The organism is Kitasatospora sp. NPDC088548, from assembly GCF_044753005.1.
Taxonomy (GTDB): Bacteria; Actinomycetota; Actinomycetes; order Streptomycetales; family Streptomycetaceae; genus Kitasatospora.
In genome coordinates this window covers 62,157-85,553 of the sequence record NZ_JBIVMI010000004.1, presented here as the reverse complement: position 1 = coordinate 85,553, position 23,397 = coordinate 62,157, and the positions used below count along the sequence as shown (strand labels likewise).

Genomic DNA, 23,397 nt, shown 5'->3' with positions numbered 1-23,397 from the left:
CGCCCACCTCGCTCCGCTCGCTCATGCGCCCGCCCCTCCGGGATTCAGATCCGGTGCGGCGCGTAGAGCGCACGCTTGTCGATGTAGCGGACCACGCCGTCCGGGACGAGGTACCAGACCGGCTCGCCCTTGGCGACCCGGTTGCGGCAGTCCGTGGAGGAGATGGCCAGGGCCGGGACCTCCACCAGGGAGACCCCGCCCACCGGAAGCCCGGCGTCCGAAAGAGTGTGCCCCGGGCGGGTACAGCCGATGAAGTGCGCGAGCGAGAAAAGCTCGTCGGAGTCCCGCCAGGAGAGGATCTGGGCAAGCGCGTCGGCACCGGTGATGAAGAAGAGGTCGGCGTCCGGGTGCAGTGCGTGCAGGTCGCGCAGGGTGTCGACGGTGTACGTCGGACCCTCGCGGTCGATGTCGATCCGGCTGACCGAGAACTGCGGGTTCTCCGCGGTGGCGATGACCGTCATCAGGTAGCGGTCCTCGGCCGGGGTGACATGGCGGTCGCTCTTCTGCCACGGCTGCCCGGTCGGCACGAAGATCACCTCATCGAGGTGGAACGCGCTCGCCACCTCACTGGCGGCGACCAGGTGCCCGTGGTGGATCGGGTCGAAGGTGCCACCCATGACGCCGAGGCGCTTCTTCACCGGTACCGGTCCGCCGGGATTCCCGGCCTGCTCTCCCATGGCGCCACACCTTACGCGACACGCGTTACGGTGCGGGAACGCCCGGGTGGGGGCCGCCCCGGACACGCGCGAGGGAGCGGCCGGCACTCACACCGGACGCTCCCCTGGCCACCACCGGGACGGCTCGGCGGGACTCAGCGGTCCCGGTTGAAGCGGGTGGTGACGTAGAGCAGCAGCAGCAGGATGAACAGCGCGGCGCCGCCCGTCAGGTACGGGTTGAGGCTCTCGTGGTTGCCCCCCTCGCCCTCGGAGGCGAGCAGGTTCAGAACGGGAAGTGCGGCGGCAGTGTTCATGGTCGGCGGGACCTTCTCGGCTCGGGTGACGGACCAGGGTGTCGGGCCGGTGAGGGCCCCACCCGCCATCGTACGGGTGGTTACACGGCAACCGCTCGGCGGCCCACCGCGTCTGATCAGGCGTGAGCCGGGTGCCCGGCGGGGGTGTGCTCAGTTGTTGCGGCCGGCCCGCAGCAGGATCCAGGCGAGCAGTCCGACGCCCACGAAGGAGGCCACCACGATGATGCGCAGGAACAGCCCCGGGCCGTCCTCCGTGGAGATCGGGCCGGCCAGGCTGACAAGGGCGTCGGTGGACATCTGCGGGCTCCTCGAACTGCTCGGTACCGCGGCCAGGTCTGGTCTCGGCTATCCAGGACATTCAGGGTAGACCGGCTTCACATCCGCGCCGCCCACCGCCCCCTGCGGCGCGGCCCGCACCGCGCGTAGGGTGGCCGCGGGGACGAGTACGCAACCACGGACGTTGCACAGACAGTCGTTGCAGACGAAGAGCAGCGGGGGCCGGCCAGCGGCCGGGGCCGCCGTCGAGCAGGAGGTACTCACACCATGACCGATACGACCGAGAAGACCCCGAGCCGGCGCCGCCAGCGCTTCCCGGAGATCTCCACCCGGGCCTGGGAGCACCCCGCGGACCGCTCCGCCCTGGTCGCGCTGCGCAAGCTGACCGGCTTCGACGACGTGCTCAGGAAGCTCGCCGGTCTGGTCTCCGAGCGTTCGATCCGGCTGATGTTCCTGGCCACCGCCGTGAAGACGTCCGAGCGCCAGTTCCCCGAGCTCTACAACATGGTGCGCGACGCCGGCTACGTGCTCGACCTGGAGCGGATCCCGGACCTCTACGTCACCCAGGACCCGACGGTCAACGCGTACTGCATCGGCATCGACACCCCGATCATCGTGGTCACCAGCGGCCTGGTCGAGCTGCTGGACGAGGAGGAGCTGCGCTCGGTCATCGGCCATGAGGTCGGTCACGCGATGTCCGGCCACGCGGTCTACCGGACGATGCTGCTGATCCTCACCAACATCGCCACCCGGATCGCCTGGGTGCCGCTCGGCAACCTGGCGATCATGGCGATCGTCACCGCGCTCAAGGAGTGGTTCCGCAAGGCCGAGCTCTCCAGCGACCGGGCCGGCCTGCTCGCCGGGCAGGACCTCCAGGCGTCCATGCGGGCCCTGATGAAGCTGGCCGGTGGCCACAACCTCGCCGAGATGAACGTCGACGCCTTCCTGGAGCAGGCCGCGGAGTACGACAAGGCCGGCGACCTGCGCGACGGCGTGCTGAAGCTGCTCCAGGTGCTGCCGCAGAGCCACCCCTTCGCGGTGGTACGGGTCGCCCAGCTGAAGAAGTGGTCGGAGAGCGACGAGTACCGCTCGATCCTGGCGGGCGCCTACCCGCGCCGCGGCGAGGACCCGGAGACCTCGGTCGGCGACCAGTGGAGGGCCGCCGCCGACCACTACACCACCTCGGTGAAGGAGAGCAAGGACCCGCTGATGGGCCTGATCCGCGATGTCGCCGGCGGCGCCGCGACCGTCGGCGGCAAGCTCCGCGACACCTTCACCGGCGCCTCGCGCGGCAACGGATCCACCGGCGGCCCGACCCGCGACGACGACTGACCCCACCGGTACCGCCCCGGCGGACGGCTCCCGGCTCCCCGCCGGGGGCCGTCGGCGGGCCCGGGGAGCGGTCAGCCTCCCGCCAGCACCCCGCAGACCTGCCAGGCGGGCTGGGCGTGGTTGCCCGGGTCGATCCCGGGCGGGGCGGGCACCGAGGTGCCGCCCGCCGTGGCGAGCACCGGCTGGAGGAACCCGGCCATCGAGCCGGTGCACGGGGCCGGACCGGCCTGGAGCACCGAGTCCACCAGCCGCAGCTGGGTGGCGGCCAGGTCGACCCGGTCGAAGTCGAACGTCAGCTGCCGCCGGACGGTCTCCAGGGTGACCGGTGCGCCGCTCGACGCGCCGGCCGGCTTCAGCGCGTAGACGAAGGTGTGGTCGGTGGCGATCTGCAGCGTGCCGCTGTCCGCCTCGTCGATCCGCATCGCGCCCGCGACCTTGACGGTGCCCGAGGCCAGCGCGACCTGGCCGGGGTCGAAGCGGACCAGCCAGCCGGTCAGCGCGTGGTGCCGGTCGTCGGCCGGCTGGGCCACGCTCGTATCGAACTGGGCCTGCTCACCCGGGGTGACGAAGGCCCGCACATCGCCGGTCGCCCCCTGGATCAGGGCCGCGGGCGCCAGCGAGGAGGCGACCAGATAGCGCTGGACGGTGTCGAGCGCCTTGGTCACCTCGGCCTTGCTGAAGTGCTCGGTGGCCGCTCCGGCGGGCGTCCCGAGACCGATCGCGCCGTCGCTGTAGCCGGGCGGCAGCGAGGCGAAGGGGCCGGCCGGGTCGGCGACCGGCCTGACCGCCGAAGCCGGGCTCAACGCCACCAGACTGGTGGTCAGTTGACTGCCCGAGGGCTGGGCCGACTGCCGTTCGGGCGAGCTGATGCCGAAGTACACCGCGGCCGCGAAGGCCACCAGGATGAGCAGCAGCAGGGCGAGCGCCTGCCGGGGCACGGTGCCCAGCGGGCCGAGCCGTACGCGCGGGCGGGTGGCCCGGCCGAAGGAGCCGGCCAGCCGCTCCCGGGCGGAGAGCTCCTGGATCCGGGCAGCCCGGACGAAGGATTCGTCGAAGACGACGGACCGGTACTCGTCCTCATTTCCGGAACCACCGTCGGGCGCACCCTCCGGAGGCTCTCGCGGGTCACCCATAACACCAGGGTAAGCCGCACCCCGGCCCCGCCACGAGAGTCCTGCCACAGATTCCCGGGGCCGCTCCGTGACCGCCCGGAGCGCCCCCGTACGGCCCCGGGCACACCGGCCCCCGGCTCCGCCGGATCAGCGGCTCAGCCCGCCGGAGCGGTGACCACGAGCGACGGTTCGGCCGGCGAGGGCACCGGATCGGCCCCCACACTGCTGTTGCCGGACTCGGGCCGGGGCGCCGGTCCTCCGTCGGCCCCGCCCACGCCCTGGTAGACCGCCGCGACGGCCACCGCGACCAGGCTCACGCCCATGATCACGGCGAGCACCCAGGCCACCGGCCGGTGCCAGCGCTGCTGGGCGACATAGCGCCCGCGCCCGGCCCGGACCGGGTCGTAGACGCCGCTCCGGCCCCACCGGCGCCCAGTCGCCCGGCCGGGCGCCGACCACGGGTCGGAATAGAGGCGGTCGTCGTCCAGCCCGCTCGGGTGCGGGCGCAGCTCCAGCGGCAACCCGTCACCGGCCGGAATGTCATAGCCCCAGCCCGGTCCCACCGTGTCCGGCTCGAACCGGGCCTCGGCGGCGGCGAGCTGCCGCTCCTTGGCCGTCGGCTCGTGCACGGCGGCGGACCGCACGAAGGCCTCATCGAAGACCACGGTGGCGAACTCGTCGTCCGCACCACCGTGGTCGGCGCCGTCGGGGTACGGCGAGCCCCCCACATCGTCAGCCACGGATTCAGCGTATTACCGGGCGGCCGTTTTGTCTGTGGCTCCTCCCAGTTGGTTCGTCACCCGTGTGAAGCGAGCCGTCCCGGGCGCGCTCAGCCGGCGTCGGCGGCCCCGCCCACGGTCTGCGTCGCCTCGCCCCGGACATGCCCGTCACCGGTGACGATGTACTTGGTGCTGGTCAGCTCGGGCAGGCCCATCGGGCCGCGGGCGTGCAGCTTCTGGGTGGAGATGCCGATCTCGGCACCGAAGCCGAACTCACCGCCGTCGGTGAACCGGGTGGACGCGTTGACGGCCACCGTGGTCGCGTCGACCAGTTGCGTGAAGCGGCGGGCGGCCGCCTGCGAGGTGGTGACGATCGCCTCGGTGTGGCCGGAGGACCAGCGGCGGATGTGCTCGACGGCGGCGTCCAGCGAGGGCACCACGGCGGCCGCCAGGTCGTAGGAGAGGTATTCCGTCCCCCAGTCCTCCTCGGTGGCCGGCACCACCGTCGCCGCCGTGCCCTCGGCGGCCTTGAGCACCGCGTCGTCGCCGTGCACGGTCACCCCGGCCTCGGCGAGCGCGGCCAGCGCCAACGGCAGGAAGGCGTCCGCGACGTCCTGGTGGACCAGCAGCGTCTCGGCCGAGTTGCAGACGCTGACCCGCTGGGCCTTGGAGTTCAGCAGGATGCCGACGGCCATCGCGAGGTCGGTCCGGGCGTCCACGTAGACATGGCAGTTGCCGGTGCCGGTCTCGATCACCGGGACGGTCGAGCCCTCGACCACGGTCCGGATCAACGAGGCGCCGCCGCGCGGGATCAGCACGTCCACCAGACCGCGGGCGCGCATCAGCTCCCGCACCGAGTCCCGGCTCTCACCGGGGACGAGCTGGATCGCGTCGGCGGGCAGCCCGGCCGCCTCGACCGCGTCGCGCAACACCGTGATCAGCGCGGTGTTGGAGCGGTAGGCGGAGGCCGAGCCGCGCAGCAGCACGGCGTTGCCGGACTTCAGGCAGAGCGCGGCGGCGTCCACCGTGACGTTGGGACGGGCCTCGTAGATGATGCCGACGACGCCGAGCGGCACCCGTACCTGGCGCACGTCCAGACCGTTGGGCAGGGTGTAGCCGCGCACCACCTCGCCGACCGGATCGGGCAGCCCGGCCACGTCGCGGACGTCGGAGGCGATCGCGGCGATCCGCTCGTGGTCGAGGGTCAGCCGGTCGACCACCGACTCGGCGGTGCCGGCCGCGCGGGCCCGCGCGACGTCCTCGGCGTTGGCGGCGGTGATCTCGGCGCTGCGGGCCACCAGGGCGTCCGCGATCGCCAGCAGCGCGGTGTCCTTCGCCCGGCGCGGCAGCGGGGCGAGCGCGGCGGCGGCCTCCCGGGCTCGGCGCGCTACGGCGAGGACGGGGCTGTCGGCGGTGGCGAGGTCGCTGGTCATGTGCCAAGGGTAGCGACTGCGCGGGCGGCGTCCGGCGGGCATTTCGCCCGGTGAGACGGAGCCCGCGGCAGGGCGGCTCAGTACGGGTGGACCCCGCCCAGGTGCGGGGGCGGATCGCCGAAGCCCTCGGCCACCCGCTTGTGGTACGTCGCGCGGTCGACCACCTCCAGGCCGACGATCTCCCACGCCGGCAGGCTCGCCGTCACCTTGTGCTCGCCCCACAGCCGCAGCGCGATCGCCGCCGCGTCGTGCAGGTCCCGCGCCTGCTCCCAGTAGCGGATCTCGGCGTGGTCGGCGGCGTAGCGGGCGGTCAGGAAGAACGAGTGGTCGTGCGCCAGCCGCTCCAGCCCGGCCCGCAGCTCCGACAGCGGGGTGACCTGCCCGGCGACGCTCAGCACCACGTGCCAGAGCCGGGCCTGCTCGGGCACCGTGGGCGGGTCGCCCGCGTCCCGCCGGTCCGGCCGCAGCCTGCGCACCCCGCCGGGCCCCTGCGGCGGCGGGCCTGACGGCCCGGCGGGGCCGTCGCCACCGCGTCCGCCGTCGATGCTGGTCAGCCGCCGGCCCGCCGGCCCTCCGGTCAGCGCTGCCTCGCGCCTGCGTTCCACCGGCGGCCTCCTGTTCGGCGATGTCGTGTCGTCGTACCCGCCGGCCCGGCCCGACGCGTAAGGCTGCGTGCCTCCCCGCCCGCGGCCGGGCGTGAACCCCGTGCGGAGTGGCCCGCCGCCCGCGCTGGCCGGTCAGCCGCGCAGGACGACCAGGTCGTCGCGGTGAACGACCTCACGCTCGTACGCGGCGCCGAACTCCTGGGCCAGGTCTCGGGTGGACCGGCCGAGCAGGCGGGGCAACTCCCTCGCATCAAAGTTGACCAGTCCGCGCGCCACGATGTGGCCGTTTTCACCAAGAAGGTCCACCGGATCACCCGCGGCGAACTCCCCGTCGACCTTGGTGACCCCGGCCGGCAGCAGCGAGGCGCCACCGGAGACCACCGCCGCGACCGCGCCCTCGTCCAGGTGCAGGGCGCCGCGCGGGCTGCTCGCGTGGGCCAGCCAGAGCAGCCGGTCGGAGGAGCGGCTGCCGGTGCGCAGGAACAGCGTGCCGGTGGGCCGGCCGGCCAGCGCGTCGGCGGCGTGGCTGGCGGCGGTGAGCACCACCGGGATGCCCGCGCCGGTGGCGATCCGGGCCGCCTCGACCTTGGTGACCATGCCGCCGGTGCCGACACCGGCCTTGCCCGCGCTGCCGATCTGGATGCCGTCCAGGTCGTGCGGTCCGGCCACCTGGGCGATCCGGCTGGTGCCGGGGCGGCTCGGGTCGCCGTCGTAGAGGCCGTCCACGTCGGAGAGCAGCACCAGCAGGTCGGCCCGGACCAGATGGGCGACCAGCGCGGCCAGCCGGTCGTTGTCACCGAACTTGATTTCGGCGGTGGCGACGGTGTCGTTCTCGTTGACGATCGGCATCGCGCCCATCGCCAGCAGCTGGTCGAGCGTCCGGTAGGCGTTGCGGTAGTGGGCCCGGCGGCTGGCGTCCTCGGCGGTCAGCAGCACCTGGCCGACCCGGATGCCGTACCGCGCGAAGGAGGCGGTGTAGCGGGCGACCAGCAGGCCCTGCCCGACGCTGGCGGCGGCCTGCTGGCGGGCGAGGTCCTTGGGCCGCCCGTCCAGGCCGAGCGGGGCGAGGCCCGCCGCGATGGCGCCGGAGGAGACCAGGACCACCTCGGGCGCCTCCGCCCGGGTGCGCACCTTGGCCAGCGCGTCCACCAGGGCGTCGACCCGGTCGGCGTCCAGGCCGCCGGCGGCGGTGGTGAGTGAGGAGGAACCGACCTTCACGACGATCCGCCGCGCGGTCAGCACCTCGTCCCGCAGTGAGTCCTCGCTCATCTCGCTGTACGCCCTTCCGGTGTGGTGCGGGTACGACGGGCCCCGGGCCCGGCCGTTACCCCCGCAATCTACGCGACCGGCGCACCCCATCCGCAGGTCATGTCACCCGCTGGACGGGCCGCCCGGCGACCGCCCGGCCCGCGGCGGACCGGCCTGCCCGGCCAAGTTCCGTGCCGTCCCGGCGAAGTGACGTTTCACCAGACCGAACGCGGCGCGGCCCCCGCCTCCCTTGCGGGTGGCGGGGGCCGCGTCGAACCGCCGGCTCAGCTGTCCTCGTCGTCGCCCTCGATGGCGGCCTGGCGGCCGCTGGAGAGCGCCTCGAAGGCGAGGAACTCGGCCTCGGCCGCGTCCTTGCCCTTCTGCTTGTCACGGCGGCGGTCGACGGCCGGACGCGGGCTCTCGAAGCGGTGGTCCTCACCGCGGCGGCCGAGCATCTCGGCACCGGCGGCCATGGTCGGCTCCCAGTCGAAGACGACGGCGTTCTCGTCCGGGCCGATGATGACGGTGTCGCCCTCCTGGGCGCCGACCTTCCACAGCTTCTCCTCGACACCGAGGCGGGCGAGCCGGTCGGCGAGGTAGCCGACGGCCTCGTCGTTGGAGAAGTCGGTCTGGCGGACCCAGCGCTCCGGCTTGCCGCCGCGGATGCGGTAGGCGCCGTCCTCCTCGGTGATGGTGAAGCCCGCGTCGTCCACGGCGGCGGGCCGCAGCACGATCCGGGTGGACTCCTCCACCGGCTTGGCGGCCCGGGCCTCGGCGACGATCTGCGCCATCGCGAAGCTCAGTTCGCGCAGGCCCTTGCGGGAGGCGGCGGACACCTCGAAGACGCGGTAGCCGCGCGCCTCCAAAGACTCGCGGGTGAGGTCGGCGATGTCCTGGCCGTCCGGCACGTCGATCTTGTTGAGCGCGACCAGGCGCGGCCGGTCGTCCAGACCGCCGTACTGGGCCAGCTCGGACTCGATGGTCTCCAGGTCGGTCAGCGGGTCACGGCCGGGCTCCAGCGTGGCGCAGTCCAGCACGTGCACCAGCACCGAACAGCGCTCGACGTGCCGCAGGAACTCCAGGCCGAGGCCGCGGCCCTGGCTGGCGCCGGGGATCAGACCGGGCACGTCGGCGACGGTGTAGACGGTCTCGCCCGCGGTGACCACGCCCAGGTTGGGGATCAGGGTCGTGAACGGGTAGTCCGCGATCTTCGGCTTGGCGGCCGAAAGCACCGAGATCAGCGAGGACTTGCCCGCGCTCGGGTACCCCACCAGGGCGACGTCGGCGACGGACTTGAGCTCCATGACGATGTCACGGGCCTCGCCGGGCTCGCCGAGCAGCGCGAAGCCGGGCGCCTTGCGGCGGGCCGAGGCCAGCGCCGCGTTGCCCAGGCCGCCGCGGCCGCCCGCGGCGGCGACGAAGCTGGTGCCGTGGCCGACCAGGTCGGCGAGGACGTTGCCCTCCCGGTCCAGCACCACGGTGCCGTCCGGCACCGGCAGCACCAGGTCGTGGCCGTCGGCTCCGGTGCGGTTGCCGCCCGCGCCGGGCTTGCCGTTGGTGGCCTTGCGCTTGGGCGAGTGGTGGTACTCGAGCAGGGTGGTGACCTGCGCGTCCACGATGAGGATGATGCTGCCGCCCTCACCGCCGTTGCCACCGTCCGGCCCGCCGAGCGGCTTGAACTTCTCTCGGTGCACGGAGGCGCAGCCGTGGCCCCCGTTACCCGCGGCGACGTGAAGCTCGACGCGGTCCACGAAGGTGGTCATGGGTGTGCCTCCAGTACGTGTACGACAAACGGTCTTTACCTGCTCTAAAGCATGAAGGGTGGACCGGAACATTCCGGCCCACCCTTCACTGTGAGTCTGGTGAGACTCAGGCCTCGGTGGCCACGATGTTGACGACCTTGCGGCCGCGGCGGGTGCCGAACTGCACGGCACCGGCGGTCAGCGCGAACAGGGTGTCGTCGCCACCGCGACCGACGCCCGCACCCGGGTGGAAGTGGGTGCCGCGCTGGCGGACGAGGATCTCGCCGGCGGAGACAACCTGGCCGCCGAAGCGCTTCACGCCGAGGCGCTGGGCGTTCGAGTCACGGCCGTTACGGGTAGAGCTTGCGCCCTTCTTGTGTGCCATCTCGCTATCCCCTTACTTGCTGACGGAGTCGATGCTCGTGATCCGCACAGCGGTGTGCTGCTGGCGGTGACCCTGGCGGCGACGGTAACCGGTCTTGTTCTTGTAGCGCAGGATGACGATCTTGTCGCCCTTGGTCTGGTCGACCACCTCGGCGTGAGCCTTCACGCCAGCGAGGACCCAGGGGTCGGAGGTGACAGCGTCACCGTCGACGATCAGGATGGTCGAGAGCTCGACCGAGTCACCCGGCTTGGCCTCAATACGGTCGATCTCCAGCACGTCGCCGACGGCGACCTTGTGCTGGCGGCCGCCTGCGCGAACGATCGCGTACATGCGGTACCTACTTTCCTACTCGGTCGGAACTCTCGATGCCAGCCACCTGGGTACGGACACAGGGGCCTCCCCCGGGCCTTCTCACGAAGGTCTCAGGAGGTGATGTGCTCGGGAGCATGGCGTAGACACGCCAGTGGTCAAGAATACGGACCGGGCGCCGCAGGGGCAAACCGGACCGTACAGGGCCCGGGGGCGGACGGTCGTCCGCCCCCGGGCACCGGGCACTACTCGGCTGCCGAATCACCCTCGGCGGCCGCGGCCTTCTTGGCCGCCGCGCTGGTCCGCTTGGTCGCGGTCTTGCGGGCGGTGGTCTTCTTGGCCGCCGCTGCCGTGGTCTTCTTGGCAGCGGTCTTCTTCGCGGCGGTCTTGCGCGCGGCCCGCTTCTTCGGGGCCGGCGCCTCCTCGGCGGGCTCCTCGGTCACGGCCGGCTCCTCGGCGACGGCCTCGGCCGCCTCCGGGGCCTCGACAGGCGCAGCGGGCTCGGCCACGGTCTCCACGACCACGGCCTCCTCGGCCGCGACCGGCTCGACCGGGGCCGGCTCCTCGGCGGCCGGGGCGGCGGCCTTGAGGGCCGCCTCCAGCGCCGCGTCGGCCCGGGCCTGCAGCACCACGATCTCGGCCTCGGCGGGCGCACCGGCCGGCGCCGTCGCCTTGCGCACCGCACGGCGACGGGTACGGCCGGCGGGAGCCGCGGCGGCGGCCGGGATCTCGACCAGGCTCGGCTGGGCCGGCTCGGCGGCGGTCTCCACGACCACGGCCTCCTCGACCACGACCGGCCCGGCCGGAGCGGAGGTTTCGACGACCTCCAGCTCCTCGATCGCGAGCTGCCCCTCGACCTCCTCGTGGACGTGCTCGTCCGGCTGGGCCACCTCGACGGCCTGCGGCTCCTCCTGGGCCGCTCCGCCCTTGCCCCGGCGCCGGCGCTTGCCCGCGCCCGAGCCCGCCTCACCGGCCGCGACGGCCTGGCCGCCACCGCCCATGTGGACGCTCGGCTGCTCCATGTGCACGATCACGCCGCGCCCGTTGCAGTGCACGCACGGCTCGGAGAACGACTCCAGCAGGCCCTGGCCGACCCGCTTGCGGGTCATCTGCACCAGGCCCAGCGAGGTGACCTCGGCCACCTGGTGCTTGGTCCGGTCCCGGCCCAGGCACTCCAGCAGACGGCGCAGCACCAGGTCGCGGTTGGACTCCAGCACCATGTCGATGAAGTCGATCACGATGATGCCGCCGAGGTCGCGCAGCCGCAGCTGGCGCACGATCTCCTCGGCCGCCTCGATGTTGTTCCGGGTGACCGTCTCCTCCAGGTTGCCGCCCTGGCCGACGAACTTGCCCGTGTTGACGTCGATGACGACCATCGCCTCGGTGCGGTCGATCACCAGCGAACCGCCGCTGGGCAGCCAGACCTTGCGGTCCAGCGCCTTCATCAGCTGCTCGTCGATCCGGTAGGTGGCGAACACGTCCACCTCGGAGGTCCACCGCTGGAGCCGCTCGGCGAGGTCCGGCGCCACGTTGGAGACGTAGTCGTGGATGGTGTTCCACGCCTCGTTGCCGGAGACGATGACCTTGGTGAAGTCCTCGTTGAAGATGTCGCGCACGACCCGGACGGTCATGTCCGGCTCGCCGTACAGCAGCGCCGGGGCGTTGCCGGTCGCGGCCTTCTTCTGGATCTCCTCCCACTGCTGCTGGAGGCGCTGGACGTCACGGGTCAGCTCGTCCTCGGAGGCACCCTCGGCGGCGGTGCGCACGATCACGCCCGCGTCGTCCGGGACGATCTTCTTGAGGATCTGCTTCAGACGGGCGCGCTCGTTCTCGGGCAGCTTGCGCGAGATGCCGGTCATCGAGCCCTCGGGCACGTACACCAGGTAGCGGCCGGGCAGCGAGATCTGGCTGGTCAGGCGGGCGCCCTTGTGGCCGATCGGGTCCTTGGAGACCTGCACCAGGACGGACTGGCCGGACTTCAGCACCGACTCGATCCGGCGCGGGCCGCCGTGGCCGCCCAGCGAACCGAAGTTGACCTCACCGGCGTACAGCACCGCGTTGCGGCCCTTGCCGATGTCGACGAAGGCGGCCTCCATCGACGGCAGCACGTTCTGGACCTTGCCCAGGTAGACGTTGCCGACGTACGAGGTGGCCTGCTCCTTGTTGACGTAGTGCTCGACCAGCACGCCGTCCTCAAGAACGCCGATCTGGGTGCGCTGGCCGTTCTGGCGCACCACCATGACGCGCTCGACCGACTCGCGGCGGGCCAGGAACTCGGCCTCGGTGATGATCGGCACCCGGCGACGGCCCAGCTCGCGGCCCTCGCGGCGGCGCTGCTTCTTGGCCTCCAGGCGGGTGGAGCCCTTGATGGACTGCACCTCGTCCGGGTCGAACGACGGCTCGGTGGAGCGGCGGCGCGGCTCGCGCACCTTCACCACCGTGCGGACGCCGTCCTCGGTGGTCTCGGCGCTCTCGGTGGCACCGGCCTCACCACTGCGGCGGCGACGGCGGCGACGGCGACGGGACGAGGCCAGGCCGGAGGCCAGATCGTCCTCGTCCTCACCCTCCTCGTCCTCGACGGCCGGCTCCTCCGCGGGCTGCTCGGTCTCCTCGGCCTCGAACTCCTCGGCCTCACCGCGGCGGCGACGACGGCCGCCCCGGCGGCGACGGCGGGACGGACGGCCGTCCTCCCACTCGTCCTCGACCTCCGGGCCGGCCACGGGGGCCTCGACCACGGGCGTCTCGACGACGGGCACCTCGACCGGGGCCGGGGCCTCCTCGACGACGGCCGGCTTCTGAGCCGCGGCCTGCTTCTGGGCGGCGGCGGGCTTCTGGCGGACCGGGGCCTGCACCCGGACCTGGGTGCGGGTGCGACGGCGGCGGCCGACGCCGCTGTACTCGTACTCGTCCTCCTCGGACACCGCCGCCGGAGCCTGCACCGGGGCCTGCGCCTTGGCCCTGGCCCTGGACTTGGGCTCGGCCTTGGCCTCGATCCTGGGCTCGGCCTCGGCCTCGACAGCCGCCGGAGCAGCCGTCTGCGGGGCCTCGTAGGGGGCCGGCTCCTGGAAGACCGGGGCCTGGAAGATCGCGGTGGACGGACGGACCGCCCGGCGGCGCACCCGGTGGACCGGCTCGGCCTCGGCCACCGGGGCGGGGGCGGGCTGCTCGGCGGGGGCGGCCTGGACGGGGGCCTCGGCGGCCACCGGCTCGGCCTGCGGCTCCCGGGCCTCCTCCTCGGCGGCGGGCTCCTCGACCGGGGCCTCGACCACCGGCGCGGCCTCCACCACACGGCGGCGGCGGGGTCGGCGGGCCGGGGCGGCCGGGGTCTCCTCGGCGGGCGTCTCGGTGGCGGGAGCCTCGACGGGCACCTCGGCGACCGGCGCCTCGCTCGGCTTCTCGGCGGCGGCGGGCTCCCCGGCGGGGGCCTCGGCACGCTTGCGGGTCCGGCGGGCCCGGACCGGCTTCTCCGCCACCGGCTCCTCCGCCACCGGTGCGGCGGCAGCGGGAGCCTCGGCCGCGACGGCCTCCGGCTCGGTGACGACGATCGGGGTGGCCTCCGGCGCCCCGGCCGGAGCCTCGGCACGCTTGCGCGCCCGGCGGGCCCGGACCGGCTTCTCCGCCACCGGCTCCTCCACCGGCGCGGCGGCGGCCGGCATCTCGGCCTCGGCCGGGATCACCGTCTCGGCGGCCTCGGTGGCAGCCCCCTGCGGGGTGCCCGCCGGGCGGGACACCGCACGGCGACGGCGGCGCGGCGGCGCGGCGGTCGCGCCCTCGCCTGCGGCGACGGCGGATTCGTTCTGGTCCGGTGCAGCGTTCTGCTGCGAATCGGTGTTATCGAGCATGCGGGTGGATCTCCCGTCAGGCCCCCGGGCTCCGTATCCAGGCACGGCAGGGCACCGGTGGCCGGCCGGCATCGCGACGGATGCTCGGGCCGGACCTTTTCTCGGTGCCGCCGTGCGGACGCGAGGCCGCACAGGGGCTCGTAGTCTCGCTCGGCGCCCCGCACTCGGCGGGGTGTCGAAAGTCTTCTGGTCTGACCAGTCTTCTGAGGTTTTCCCAAGCTGTGCCGTTCCCCAACCCCGGGTGGCTCCCGGACGGGGTCCTCGGGCCCACCGACCATCGGGGTCGGCGGGCCACAAGAGGCCGGCCTGTGCTTCGACGACGCTCGCTCCCCTGGGGAGCCGCGGGGGCCTGGAGGGCCAACGGGTCCAGTGAGGCACTGGACCCGGCCTCCGCCCGCTAGGCGGACGCGGTTGCGCGCGGCTCGCCGGCCATCACAGGGCCGGCCGGGGCCGCGGCGCGGTCGAGCGCCAGCGGGTCGGTCACCGTGCCGGTCTCCTCGTCGAACGGCCCCTGCGCCAGCCTGGTCACCTCTGCGGGGACCGGCGGCGCCAGGTCGGCCGTCGCACGGAGACCGGACAATACGTCGTCGGGTCGTACGGCGGGTGTGGCGTGTCGTACTACCAGGCGCAGTATCGCACAGGGACGGCCGGTCCGAACATCGTGGACCCTTTCGCCCTCCGTGTCCGCACCGTCGTCCACCTGCGGCGAGGCGACCTCGAGCGCCGCCACCGCACCGCGCGCGTCAAAGACCCGCACGCCGTTCTTGGTGAGACGTTCGACCTCGACCCGCTCCTCGGCCAGGAAAACGGCGGCCGCGCGGGCCGCCTCCTCCGGGGTGACACCGTCCAGCCGGACCTGCCACTCGGAGGCCTCCAGGCGCTCCACGAAGTTCGGTGTCCTGACCTCGACCGCGTCGGTGATGTCCAGGCCGTTCGGCAGCGACTCGTCGAGCTGCGCACGCAGCTCCTCCGGGTCGCGGACGGCGGCGAGGCCGATCTCCAGGTACTCCGCCTCACTCGCCACCCCGGTCGGGGCGGCGTTGGCGTAGGAGACCTTGGGGTGCGGAGTGAAGCCGGCCGAATAGGCCATCGGCACGGCCGACCGGCGCAGTGCGCGCTCGAAGGCGCGCTGGAAGTCGCGGTGGCTGGTGAAGCGGAGCCGGCCGCGCTTGGTGTAGCGGAGACGGATCCGCTGCACCGTCGGCGCGGGCGGAGGACCGTCGGGCGTACGGCGTGCCAGGGTCGCTCAGTCCTTAGTCAGTTGTCCCCGTCCGACGTGGCGCTTTCCCGCCACTGTCCGGACTCTGTCACCTCAAAGGGTACGCGCCCCCGCACCCCCCTCGCTCCGCCCCTGCTCAGAGCCGGTGGCTGTCAGTCGAGCGAACCGGGCTCGGCCAGCCACTGAGCCCGGAGGTCGGTGTGCCTGGCGATGGTCTCGAAGTCCCGGTCGTAGTGCAGCACGGTCAGGCCGTGGTGCATCGCGGTGACGGCGACCAGCAGGTCGGCGATCCCGGCCGAGGGGTGCTGACCGGCCTCGACGAGCCGTTCCTGGATCGCGAGCAGCGTCCGCCAGGCGCCGTCCGGCACCGGACGCCAGACGTACATGTCGGCCAACGCCGCCTTGAGGTCGGCGAAATGCCCCTTGGATCTCGCCGAGTAGCACAGTTCCGCTTCGGTCGGCTCACAGAGCCCGACCCGCCCCTGGTCGATCACCTCGCCCCACACCTCGTCCAGGTCCGGCCTGACGATCCGGACGTGGGCCGATGTGTCGATCAGGAACTGCTCCGCACCGCTCATTCAGCGCCATACCTCTTCCTTGAACCCCGGTTCCAGCACCGCGTCGAACACACCGTCGGCCGCCAGCTCGCGCATGCGTTCCCGGGCCCGTCGGCGCCGCGCCCGGAGGCCCACCTCCGCCAGTGCGGCGTTGACCGTGTCCTTCTTCGTCTTGGTTCCCAGCGCCTGGGCCGCCAGGGCCAGCGCCTCTTCATCGACGTCGATCATGGTTTTGGCCATACGGTATACCACCCTTCATCCACCCATTGATTTGCGTAGATTCTATACTCGTGGCCGCGATTCATATATACCAACATCAAATCGAGTGATGTCCGGAAACGACCGATCCCCGGCCGGAGGTGTCCGGCCGGGGATCGAGGAAAGTCAGGCTCTACTTGACCACGGTCAGCGGCAGCAGCTTCTTGCCGGTGGGGCCGATCTGGATCTCCGTCTGCATCTGCGGGCAGACGCCGCAGTCGAAGCACGGGGTCCAGCGGCAGTCGTCGACCTCGACCTCTTCGAGGGCGTCCTGCCAGTCCTCCCAGAGCCAGTCCTTGTCGAGGCCGCTGTCCAGGTGGTCCCAGGGCAGCACCTCCTCGTAGGTGCGCTCGCGGGTGGTGTACCAGTCCACGTCGACACCGGTACCGGCCAGGCCCTTCTCGGCGGAGGCCATCCAGCGGTCGTACGAGAAGTGCTCACGCCACCCGTCGAAGCGGCCGCCGTCGTCGTAGACGGCCCGGATCACGGCGCCGATGCGGCGGTCGCCGCGGGAGAGCAGGCCCTCGACGATGCCGGGCTTGCCGTCGTGGTAGCGGTAGCCGATGTTCTTGCCGTACTTGCGGTCGCCGCGGATGGAGTCGCGCAGCTTGGCCAGGCGGGCGTCGGTGGCCTCGGCGGACAGCTGCGGGGCCCACTGGAACGGGGTGTGCGGCTTGGGCACGAACCCGCCGATGGAGACGGTGCAGCGGATGTCGTTCTGCCCGGTGACCTCGCGGCCCTTCTGGATGACGTTCTTCGCCATCTCGCCGATCTGGAGCACGTCCTCGTCGGTCTCGGTGGGCAGGCCGCACATGAAGTACAGCTTCACCTGACGCCAGCCGTTGCCGTACGCGGTGGCGACGGTGCGGATCAGGTCCTCCTCCGACACCATCTTGTTGATCACCTTGCGGATGCGCTCACTGCCGCCCTCCGGGGCGAAGGTGAGACCCGAGCGGCGGCCGTTGCGGGTCAGCTCGTTGGCGAGGTCGATGTTGAAGGCGTCCACCCGGGTGGACGGCAGCGAGAGGCCGATCTTGTCCTCGGTGTAGCGGTCCGCCAGGCCCTTGGCCAGGTCACCGATCTCGGTGTGGTCGGCGCTGGACAGCGACAGCAGACCGACCTCCTCGAAGCCGGTGGCCTTCAGCCCGCGCTCGACCATCTCCCCGATGCCGGTGATGCTTCGCTCCCGCACGGGGCGCGTGATCATGCCGGCCTGGCAGAAACGGCAGCCGCGGGTGCAGCCGCGGAAGATCTCGACGGACATCCGCTCGTGCACGGTCTCGGCGAGCGGGACGAGCGGCTGCTTGGGGTAGGGCCACTCGTCGAGGTCCATCACGGTGTGCTTGGAGACCCGCCACGGCACGCCCGGGGCGTTCGGCACCACGCGGCCGATCCGGCCGTCGGCCAGGTACTCCACGTCGTAGAACCTGGGCACGTACACCCCGCCGGTGCGCGCCAGGCGCAGCAGCAGCTCGTCGCGCCCGCCCGGGCGGCCCTCGGCCTTCCAGCCGCGGATGATCCCGGTGATGTCGAGGACGGCCTGCTCGCCGTCGCCGACCACCGCGCAGTCGATGAAGTCCGCGATCGGCTCGGGGTTGAACGCGGCGTGGCCGCCGGCCAGCACGATCGGGTCCTCGTCGGTGCGGTCCGCGGCGTTCAGCGGGATGCCCGCGAGGTCGAGCGCGGCCAGCATGTTGGTGTAGCCGAGCTCGGTGGAGAAGGAGAGCCCGAACACGTCGAAGGCCCGCACCGGCCGGTGGGCGTCCACCGTGAACTGCGGGACGTCGTGCTCGCGCATCAGCGCCTCCAGGTCCGGCCAGACGCTGTACGTCCGCTCGGCCAGCACGCCCTCGCGCTCGTTGAGCACCTCGTAGAGGATCATGACGCCCTGGTTGGGCAGGCCCACCTCGTAGGCGTCGGGGTACATCAGCGCCCAACGGACGTCGCAGGCGTCCCAGTCCTTGACGGTCGAGTTGAGCTCGCCGCCGACGTACTGGATCGGCTTCTGGACGTGCGGGAGGAGGGCCTCCAGGCGTGGGAAGACCGATTCGACAGTCATGTACTAGGAACCCTTACGACGTTGAAAGGTGTCGCGCGCATCTGATCCCGGTCGGGTGGTGGGCGACTGTTTTGGGAGGGGTGACCCTCAAGGGTAGCCGAATCCCGGAGCCTTCCGACGTCCGCGTCCGGCCACCCGGGAGCGGTCCGGGCACGGCCGGGGAGTGGTCCGGCGGGGCCGCACTCCCGGCGCCCCGGCCCCGCCCCGGGGCCCGACCACCGCCCGATGTCCCCGGGCCATCGGCTGTTGACATGCCCGGAAGCCGCGTGCGGTACTGGCAAGGCTCCAATCCGGAAGCTCTGCGTCCCGTCCCGACAAGGGAGTTGCGGCGACCGGCCGCGCCACCGCCACGCCGGACGGTCACCGGCCGCGCACAGCGGTGACGCGCCACCCGCCGGGCGCCCGACGCAAGGAGAGCCATGACCGACACCGGCCGGCGGGTACGCCACACCGGCCACCCGCACGGGCCCGTGGACCGGTACCCCGGGGTGGCGGAGGTGGACGCGGCGGCCCACCGGCTGGCCCGGCGGCACCCCGACCGCTGCCGGCTGCGCGAGGCCGGCCGGTCCCGGGCCGGGCGGCCGCTGACGCTGCTCTCCGTGGACGACGGCCCACGGGCCGTCCTGGTGGTCGGCGGCCCGCACCCCAACGAGCCGGTGGGCGTCGCCAGCGCACTGCGGCTGGCCGGGCAACTGCTGGACCGGCCGGCCAAACCGGGCGTCTCCTGGCACATCCTGCTCTGCCTGGACCCGGACGGCGCCGCCCTCAACTCCGGCTGGCTGGACGGGCCGCTCACCATGCGCCGCCACTACGAGCACTTCTTCCGGCCCGCGTTCGAGGAACAGCCCGAGCTGCTGCCGCCCGCCGACGCCGACCGGGCGCCGATGCCGGAGAGCCTGGCCCTGACCGGCCTGCTCGACGAACTCCGCCCGTTCCTCCAATGCTCCCTGCACGGTGTGGACTTCGGCGGCGCGTTCGTCCAGCTGACCCGGCCCGTCCCCGGCCTGTCCGAACGGTTCACCCGCTCGGTGGCGCACGGCGGCATCCCGCTGGACGTCGACGCCTACGACGCCGTCGGCTGGGCCAGCCCCGCCCCCGGGACGTATCTGATGCCCGCGCCCGGCGGCGCCGGCCTCTCCCGGGCACTGCCCGACGAACCCGAGCTCTCCACCTGGTCGTACGCCGGCCGGCACGGCGGGGTGACGGCCGTACTGGAGGTGCCGATGTGGGCCGTCGACGCGGTCGGCGACGCCCGCCCGCACCCGGCCGCCCGCCGGGCCGTGGGCGCCGCCGCCCGGACGCTGCGGGAGCGCGCCGAGGAGCTGACCGCACTGCTCGCCCACGTCCCGCCGCACGCCCGGGCCGCCTACGGTCCACTGGTGCGCACCACCGAGTTCAACCTGGAGGTCTGCCCGCCGCTGGCCGACGAGTGGCTGGCCCGGTGGTGCGAGCAGCCCCTCTCGGTCTCCCGGGTGGCCACCGCCGGGATCGTCGCGGCCCGCATCCCGGTGCGGGTGGCGTCGATGCTGCTGCGGCTGCTGGCGGACACCGGCGGCCCGGCCGCGGACGCGGCCCGCGAACGCGCACACGGGATCGTCGCCGAGAGCCTGGACCAGCTGCGCCACCGCTTCGGTGCCCGCTGGGTCCCGGTGGAGACCCAGACCGCCCACCAGACCCGCGCCGTCCTGGCCGCCGCCGACTGCCTGCACCCCTGCCCGGCTACCCCCTAACGACCAGACTCAACAGGCGAGTTGACGGTCACCCCGGACGAGACAGCGGCACCGCGCACGGAAAACCGGCGGGGCCGGCCCGGAGATCCCGGACCGGCCCCGCCGGCACATCCCGCAACCGCTCAGGCCGCTATCGGCCGCTGGCTCTGCACCGCCTGCAACAGCCCGATCGCCACCCAGACCGCGAACATCGACGACCCGCCGTAGGAGACGAACGGCAGCGGGATGCCCGCCACCGGCATGATGCCCAGGCACATCCCTATGTTCTCGAACGCCTGGAAGGAGAACCAGGCCACCACCCCGGCCGCCACGATGGTGCCGTACAGGTCGGTGGCGTGCCGCGCGATCCGGCAGGCCCGCCAGAGCACCACGCCGAGCAGCAGGATGATCGCCAGCGCCCCGAGGAAGCCCAGTTCCTCACCGGCCACCGTGAAGACGAAGTCGGTCTGCTGCTCCGGCACGAACTGGCCGGTGGTCTGCGTCCCGTGGAACAGGCCCTTGCCGGTCAGCCCGCCCGAACCGATCGCGATGCGGGCCTGCGCGGTGTTGTAGCCGACCCCGGACGGGTCCAGCGCCGGGTTGGCGAAGGCGGCGAAGCGGTCGATCTGGTACTTGCTCAGCACCCCGAGCTTCCAGATCGCCACACAGCCGCCCGCGCCCGCCAGCAGCAGCCCGAACACCCAGCGGTTGGCGGCCCCGGAGCCCAGCAGGATGCCCAGCACGATGGCGGCCATCACCATCACCGAGCCGGCGTCCGGCATCAGCATCACGACCGCCATCGGCACGGTCGCCCAGACCAGCCCGCGGAACACCGCCCGGTGCGAGGGGAACTCCCGCTCCCCCGCGTCCACCTGGTCCGACAGCACCACCGCCATCGCCAGCACGATCGACAGCTTGGCGAACTCGGCGGGCTGGATCGAGAAGCCGCCGCCGAACTGGATCCAGGAGTGCGCGCCGTTGATGGTCGACCCCAGCGGGCTGAGCGTCGCCAGCAGCATCAGGATCACGCCGACGTACAGGAACGGCACCAAGGTCCGGAAGCGCCGGCTCCCTATCCCTATCACCACCGCGCACAGCGCCAGCCCGACCAGCAGGTTGGTCAGGTGCCGGTACAGGAAGTACTGCGGGTCGCCGTGGGTGAGCGAGTCCCGCCCCCGGGTGGCCGACCAGATCAGCAGCGAACTGCCCGCCGAGAGGGTCAGCGCGGCCAGCAGCAGTATCCAGTCCAGCCGCCAGATCGGCGAGTCCTTGGCGAGGGCCTTCGACACCCCGCTGCGCTGCGGGGCGAGCCGCAGCTGACGGTACGAACCGTAGAAGGTCACGCCCGGCTCCTTCCTGTGCCCCGGGTGGGTTCGAGCGCGGCGTCCGCCGCGGTGAAGACGGTCAGCGGGCCGGTCGGCTGCGCCGGGTCCAGGAAGACCTGCGGCGAGCCGCCGGTGACACCCGGGTCGCCGTCCACCGTGAACGCGGCCGGCTTGATGATCGCGGTGCCGTCCGGGTTGAACTTCGGCAGCTCGGCCTGCGGCTTGGGCAGCAGCGCCTTGCCGTTGTCGATGTTGCCCTTGTCGTCCACGCCGTACAGCGACTGGTAGATCCGGCGGATCGCGTCACCGGAGCCGCCGGAGCCGGTGCCACCCTGGCTTATCGTCATCACGACCGCGTAGTCGTCGCTGTACGTGGTCAGCCAGGAGGTGGTCTGCTTGCCCTCGACCTCGGCGGTGCCGGTCTTGGCGTGCAGCTCGATCTTGCCCTGCGGCCAGCCCGCGCCGGTGAACTTCCAGGCGGCGGTGCCGTTGTTGACCACGCCCGCGGTGGCCTGGTCGATGTAGCTCAGCAGCTTCTGGTCGCCGGGCAGCTTGCCGTCCTCGTGCGGGGCGATCTCACGGACGAGGTCCCCGCTCGGGCTCATCACCGCCTTGGCGACGGTGGGCCGGTAGAAGGTGCCGCCGTTGGCCAGCGCCGCGTAGATCCGGGCCATCTGGATCGGGGTGACGAGGGTGTCGCCCTGGCCGATCGCGAAGTTGACCGAGTCACCGGCACGCATCTGGTAGCCGTCGACGCAGTTCTCCCGGGCGATCTGGTCGGAGAAGCTGTTGCCGCCCTTCTCCGCCTGCTTGCACCAGGCGTCCTTGTTGTTGTCGTAGAAGGACTGCTTCCACTGCCGGTCGGGCACCCGGCCGGTGACCTCACTGGGCAGGTCGATGCCGGTCTTCGCGCCGAGGCCGAACTCGTGGGCGGTCTTGTAGAACCAGTCCGCCGGGTCCTTCTTCGGCTTGATGCCGCCGTCCTTCGTCCACTGGTCGTACGCCAGACCGTAGAAGACGGTGTCGCAGGAGACCTCGAGGGCCTTCTCCAGGGAGATCGAGCCGAAGCTCTCGCTCTCGAAGTTCTTGAACTCACGGCCGCCGATGGCCATGCTCTTCGGGCACGGGTACGTCCCGTCCAGTGGGTAACCGGCCTGCACGGCGGCGGTGGTGGAGATCACCTTGAAGGTCGAACCGGGGGCCGACTGACCCTGTATGGCCCGGTTCAGCAGCGGGAAGTTGGAATCCTTGCTGGTCAGCGACTGGTAGTCCTTGCCGCTGATGCCGCCGACCCAGAGGTTGGGGTCGTACGTCGGGGCGCTGGCCATCGCCACGATCCGCCCGGTGTGCACGTCCATCACGACGGCGGCGCCGGAGTCGGCCTCGTAGTTGCGGTTGGTCACCTTGTCGAAGGTCTTCCGGGCGTCGGCCATCGCCTGCACCAGGTTGTCCTCGACGACCTTCTGCACCCGGGCGTCGATGCTGGTGACCAGGTTGTTGCCGGTCTGCGGTGCCTCCGTGCCGGCGGTGCCGATCACCCGGCCGAGGTTGTCCACCTCCAGCTTGGTGATCCCGGCGGTGCCGCGCAGGTCGCGGTCGTACACCGACTCCAGCCCGGCCCGGCCGATCTGGTCGGCCGGCAGGTAGCGGTCCAGACCGGTCTTGTCGGCGGTCTTGCCGACCTCGTCGTCCGTCACCGGCGAGAGGTAGCCGAGTACCTGGGCCATGTTGGCGCCCTCGACGCCGGTGTAGTGGCGCAGGGCGGTGGGCTGCGCGGTGACCCCGGGGAAGTCCTCGCGGCGCTCCATTATCTGCATCGCCTGCTGCGTGGTCGCGTCCTTGGTGACCGGGATCGGCTGGTAGGGCGAACCGTTCCAGCAGGGCTGCGGCGTCTTGGCGTCACAGAGCCGGACCTTCTCCTGGACGTCCTTCGCCGGCATGCCGAGCACCTCGGCCAGCCGGCTGAGCACCGCCTTGCCGCTGTCCTTCTGCTGCATCAGCGACGTCCGGCTGACCGAGACCACCAGCCGGGTCTCGTTGCCGGCCAGGACGCGGCCCGAGGCGTCCAGGATCTCGCCGCGCACGGCCGGCTCGACCACCTCGCGGATGTGGTTGCCGGTCGCCTTGGCGGTGTAGACGCTGGCGTTGCGGATCTGCAGGTACCAGAGCCGTCCGCCGAGGGTGGCGAGCAGCGACAGCACCAGGATCTGCAGCACCACCAGACGGATCGTCACCCGCCGGGTACGGCCGGTCTCGGGGATGTTGCTCACGTCTCGTGCGCTCCAGGGTGCGGGGTT

General features: G+C 72.4%; 20 protein-coding genes. 2 read left to right on the top strand and 18 right to left on the bottom strand.

Translation table 11 applies throughout. The features are described 5' to 3' along the window. Positions 1–44 precede the first annotated feature (44 nt). The 3 genes from nadD to ACIP82_RS07885 form a co-directional block, all read right to left on the bottom strand. Entirely contained in the window at positions 45–677 is a 633-nt protein-coding gene (gene nadD / locus ACIP82_RS07895; RefSeq protein ID WP_363607531.1) for a nicotinate-nucleotide adenylyltransferase, read from the bottom strand. A gap of 134 nt (positions 678–811) precedes the next feature. Beyond that, positions 812–970 (bottom strand): hypothetical protein, encoded by a 159-nt coding sequence (locus ACIP82_RS07890; protein WP_400651971.1) that lies wholly within the window; start codon positions 968–970, stop codon positions 812–814. 150 nt (positions 971–1,120) lie between these two features. Next, positions 1,121–1,267, bottom strand: a complete 147-nt coding sequence (locus tag ACIP82_RS07885; RefSeq protein ID WP_363607533.1) for a hypothetical protein — start codon at positions 1,265–1,267, stop codon at positions 1,121–1,123. A gap of 246 nt (positions 1,268–1,513) precedes the next feature. Here ACIP82_RS07885 and ACIP82_RS07880 point away from each other — a divergent pair, with 246 nt between their 5' ends. Next, complete coding sequence (locus ACIP82_RS07880; protein ID WP_363607534.1) at positions 1,514–2,578, top strand: M48 family metallopeptidase; 1,065 nt, start codon at positions 1,514–1,516, stop codon at positions 2,576–2,578. 71 nt (positions 2,579–2,649) lie between these two features. Here the strand turns inward: ACIP82_RS07880 and ACIP82_RS07875 are convergent, their stop codons facing one another. The 13 genes from ACIP82_RS07875 to ACIP82_RS07815 all read right to left on the bottom strand — a co-directional run bounded on the left by ACIP82_RS07875 (position 2,650) and on the right by ACIP82_RS07815 (position 18,066). After that, positions 2,650–3,711 carry a hypothetical protein gene (locus tag ACIP82_RS07875; RefSeq protein WP_363607535.1) on the bottom strand — a complete coding sequence of 354 codons (1,062 nt, stop codon included), beginning with the start codon at positions 3,709–3,711 and terminating at the stop codon, positions 2,650–2,652. A gap of 134 nt (positions 3,712–3,845) precedes the next feature. Further along, positions 3,846–4,430, bottom strand: a complete 585-nt coding sequence (locus ACIP82_RS07870; RefSeq protein ID WP_400651969.1) for a hypothetical protein — start codon at positions 4,428–4,430, stop codon at positions 3,846–3,848. Between the two features lie 89 nt (positions 4,431–4,519). Then, the gene (locus tag ACIP82_RS07865) at positions 4,520–5,842 is read right to left on the bottom strand and encodes a glutamate-5-semialdehyde dehydrogenase (protein ID WP_400651967.1); all 1,323 of its coding nucleotides are present in this window, start codon (positions 5,840–5,842) and stop codon (positions 4,520–4,522) included. A 77-nt stretch (positions 5,843–5,919) separates the two neighbouring features. After that, positions 5,920–6,447: a hypothetical protein gene (locus ACIP82_RS07860; protein WP_400651965.1), complete on the bottom strand. Its 528-nt coding sequence runs from the start codon at positions 6,445–6,447 to the stop codon at positions 5,920–5,922. 132 nt (positions 6,448–6,579) lie between these two features. Next, positions 6,580–7,716, bottom strand: coding sequence for a glutamate 5-kinase (gene proB / locus ACIP82_RS07855; RefSeq protein WP_363607539.1), 1,137 nt, complete (start codon positions 7,714–7,716; stop codon positions 6,580–6,582). 263 nt (positions 7,717–7,979) lie between these two features. Then, positions 7,980–9,458, bottom strand: coding sequence for a GTPase ObgE (gene obgE, locus ACIP82_RS07850; RefSeq protein WP_363607540.1), 1,479 nt, complete (start codon positions 9,456–9,458; stop codon positions 7,980–7,982). A 106-nt stretch (positions 9,459–9,564) separates the two neighbouring features. Continuing rightward, positions 9,565–9,822 carry a 50S ribosomal protein L27 gene (gene rpmA / locus ACIP82_RS07845; protein ID WP_209416555.1) on the bottom strand — a complete coding sequence of 86 codons (258 nt, stop codon included), beginning with the start codon at positions 9,820–9,822 and terminating at the stop codon, positions 9,565–9,567. A 12-nt stretch (positions 9,823–9,834) separates the two neighbouring features. Then, positions 9,835–10,152, bottom strand: coding sequence for a 50S ribosomal protein L21 (gene rplU / locus ACIP82_RS07840; protein ID WP_030058249.1), 318 nt, complete (start codon positions 10,150–10,152; stop codon positions 9,835–9,837). 224 nt (positions 10,153–10,376) lie between these two features. Further along, positions 10,377–13,973, bottom strand: coding sequence for a ribonuclease E/G (locus ACIP82_RS07835; RefSeq protein ID WP_400651959.1), 3,597 nt, complete (start codon positions 13,971–13,973; stop codon positions 10,377–10,379). 397 nt (positions 13,974–14,370) lie between these two features. Then, the gene (locus tag ACIP82_RS07830; protein WP_363607542.1) at positions 14,371–15,171 is read right to left on the bottom strand and encodes a TIGR03936 family radical SAM-associated protein; all 801 of its coding nucleotides are present in this window, start codon (positions 15,169–15,171) and stop codon (positions 14,371–14,373) included. Between the two features lie 173 nt (positions 15,172–15,344). Then, positions 15,345–15,770, bottom strand: coding sequence for a PIN domain nuclease (locus ACIP82_RS07825; protein ID WP_363607543.1), 426 nt, complete (start codon positions 15,768–15,770; stop codon positions 15,345–15,347). After that, on the bottom strand, positions 15,771–15,977 hold the full coding sequence (locus ACIP82_RS07820; protein ID WP_400651955.1) for a hypothetical protein: 207 nt from the start codon (positions 15,975–15,977) through the stop codon (positions 15,771–15,773). Between the two features lie 163 nt (positions 15,978–16,140). Then, positions 16,141–18,066: a TIGR03960 family B12-binding radical SAM protein gene (locus ACIP82_RS07815; RefSeq protein WP_363607545.1), complete on the bottom strand. Its 1,926-nt coding sequence runs from the start codon at positions 18,064–18,066 to the stop codon at positions 16,141–16,143. Positions 18,067–18,485: 419 nt separating this feature from the next. On the opposite strand from ACIP82_RS07815, the gene ACIP82_RS07810 reads away from it, so the two are divergent. Next, on the top strand, positions 18,486–19,796 hold the full coding sequence (locus ACIP82_RS07810; protein WP_400651951.1) for a M14 family zinc carboxypeptidase: 1,311 nt from the start codon (positions 18,486–18,488) through the stop codon (positions 19,794–19,796). 122 nt (positions 19,797–19,918) lie between these two features. Here ACIP82_RS07810 and rodA read toward each other — a convergent pair whose 3' ends face one another. Continuing rightward, a complete protein-coding gene (rodA, locus tag ACIP82_RS07805) occupies positions 19,919–21,118 on the bottom strand; it encodes a rod shape-determining protein RodA (protein ID WP_363607547.1) in 1,200 nt (399 codons plus the stop codon). Continuing rightward, positions 21,115–23,370 (bottom strand): penicillin-binding protein 2, encoded by a 2,256-nt coding sequence (gene mrdA / locus ACIP82_RS07800; RefSeq protein WP_400651949.1) that lies wholly within the window; start codon positions 23,368–23,370, stop codon positions 21,115–21,117. The genes rodA and mrdA overlap by 4 nt, the downstream gene beginning before the upstream one ends. Positions 23,371–23,397: the final 27 nt, after the last annotated feature.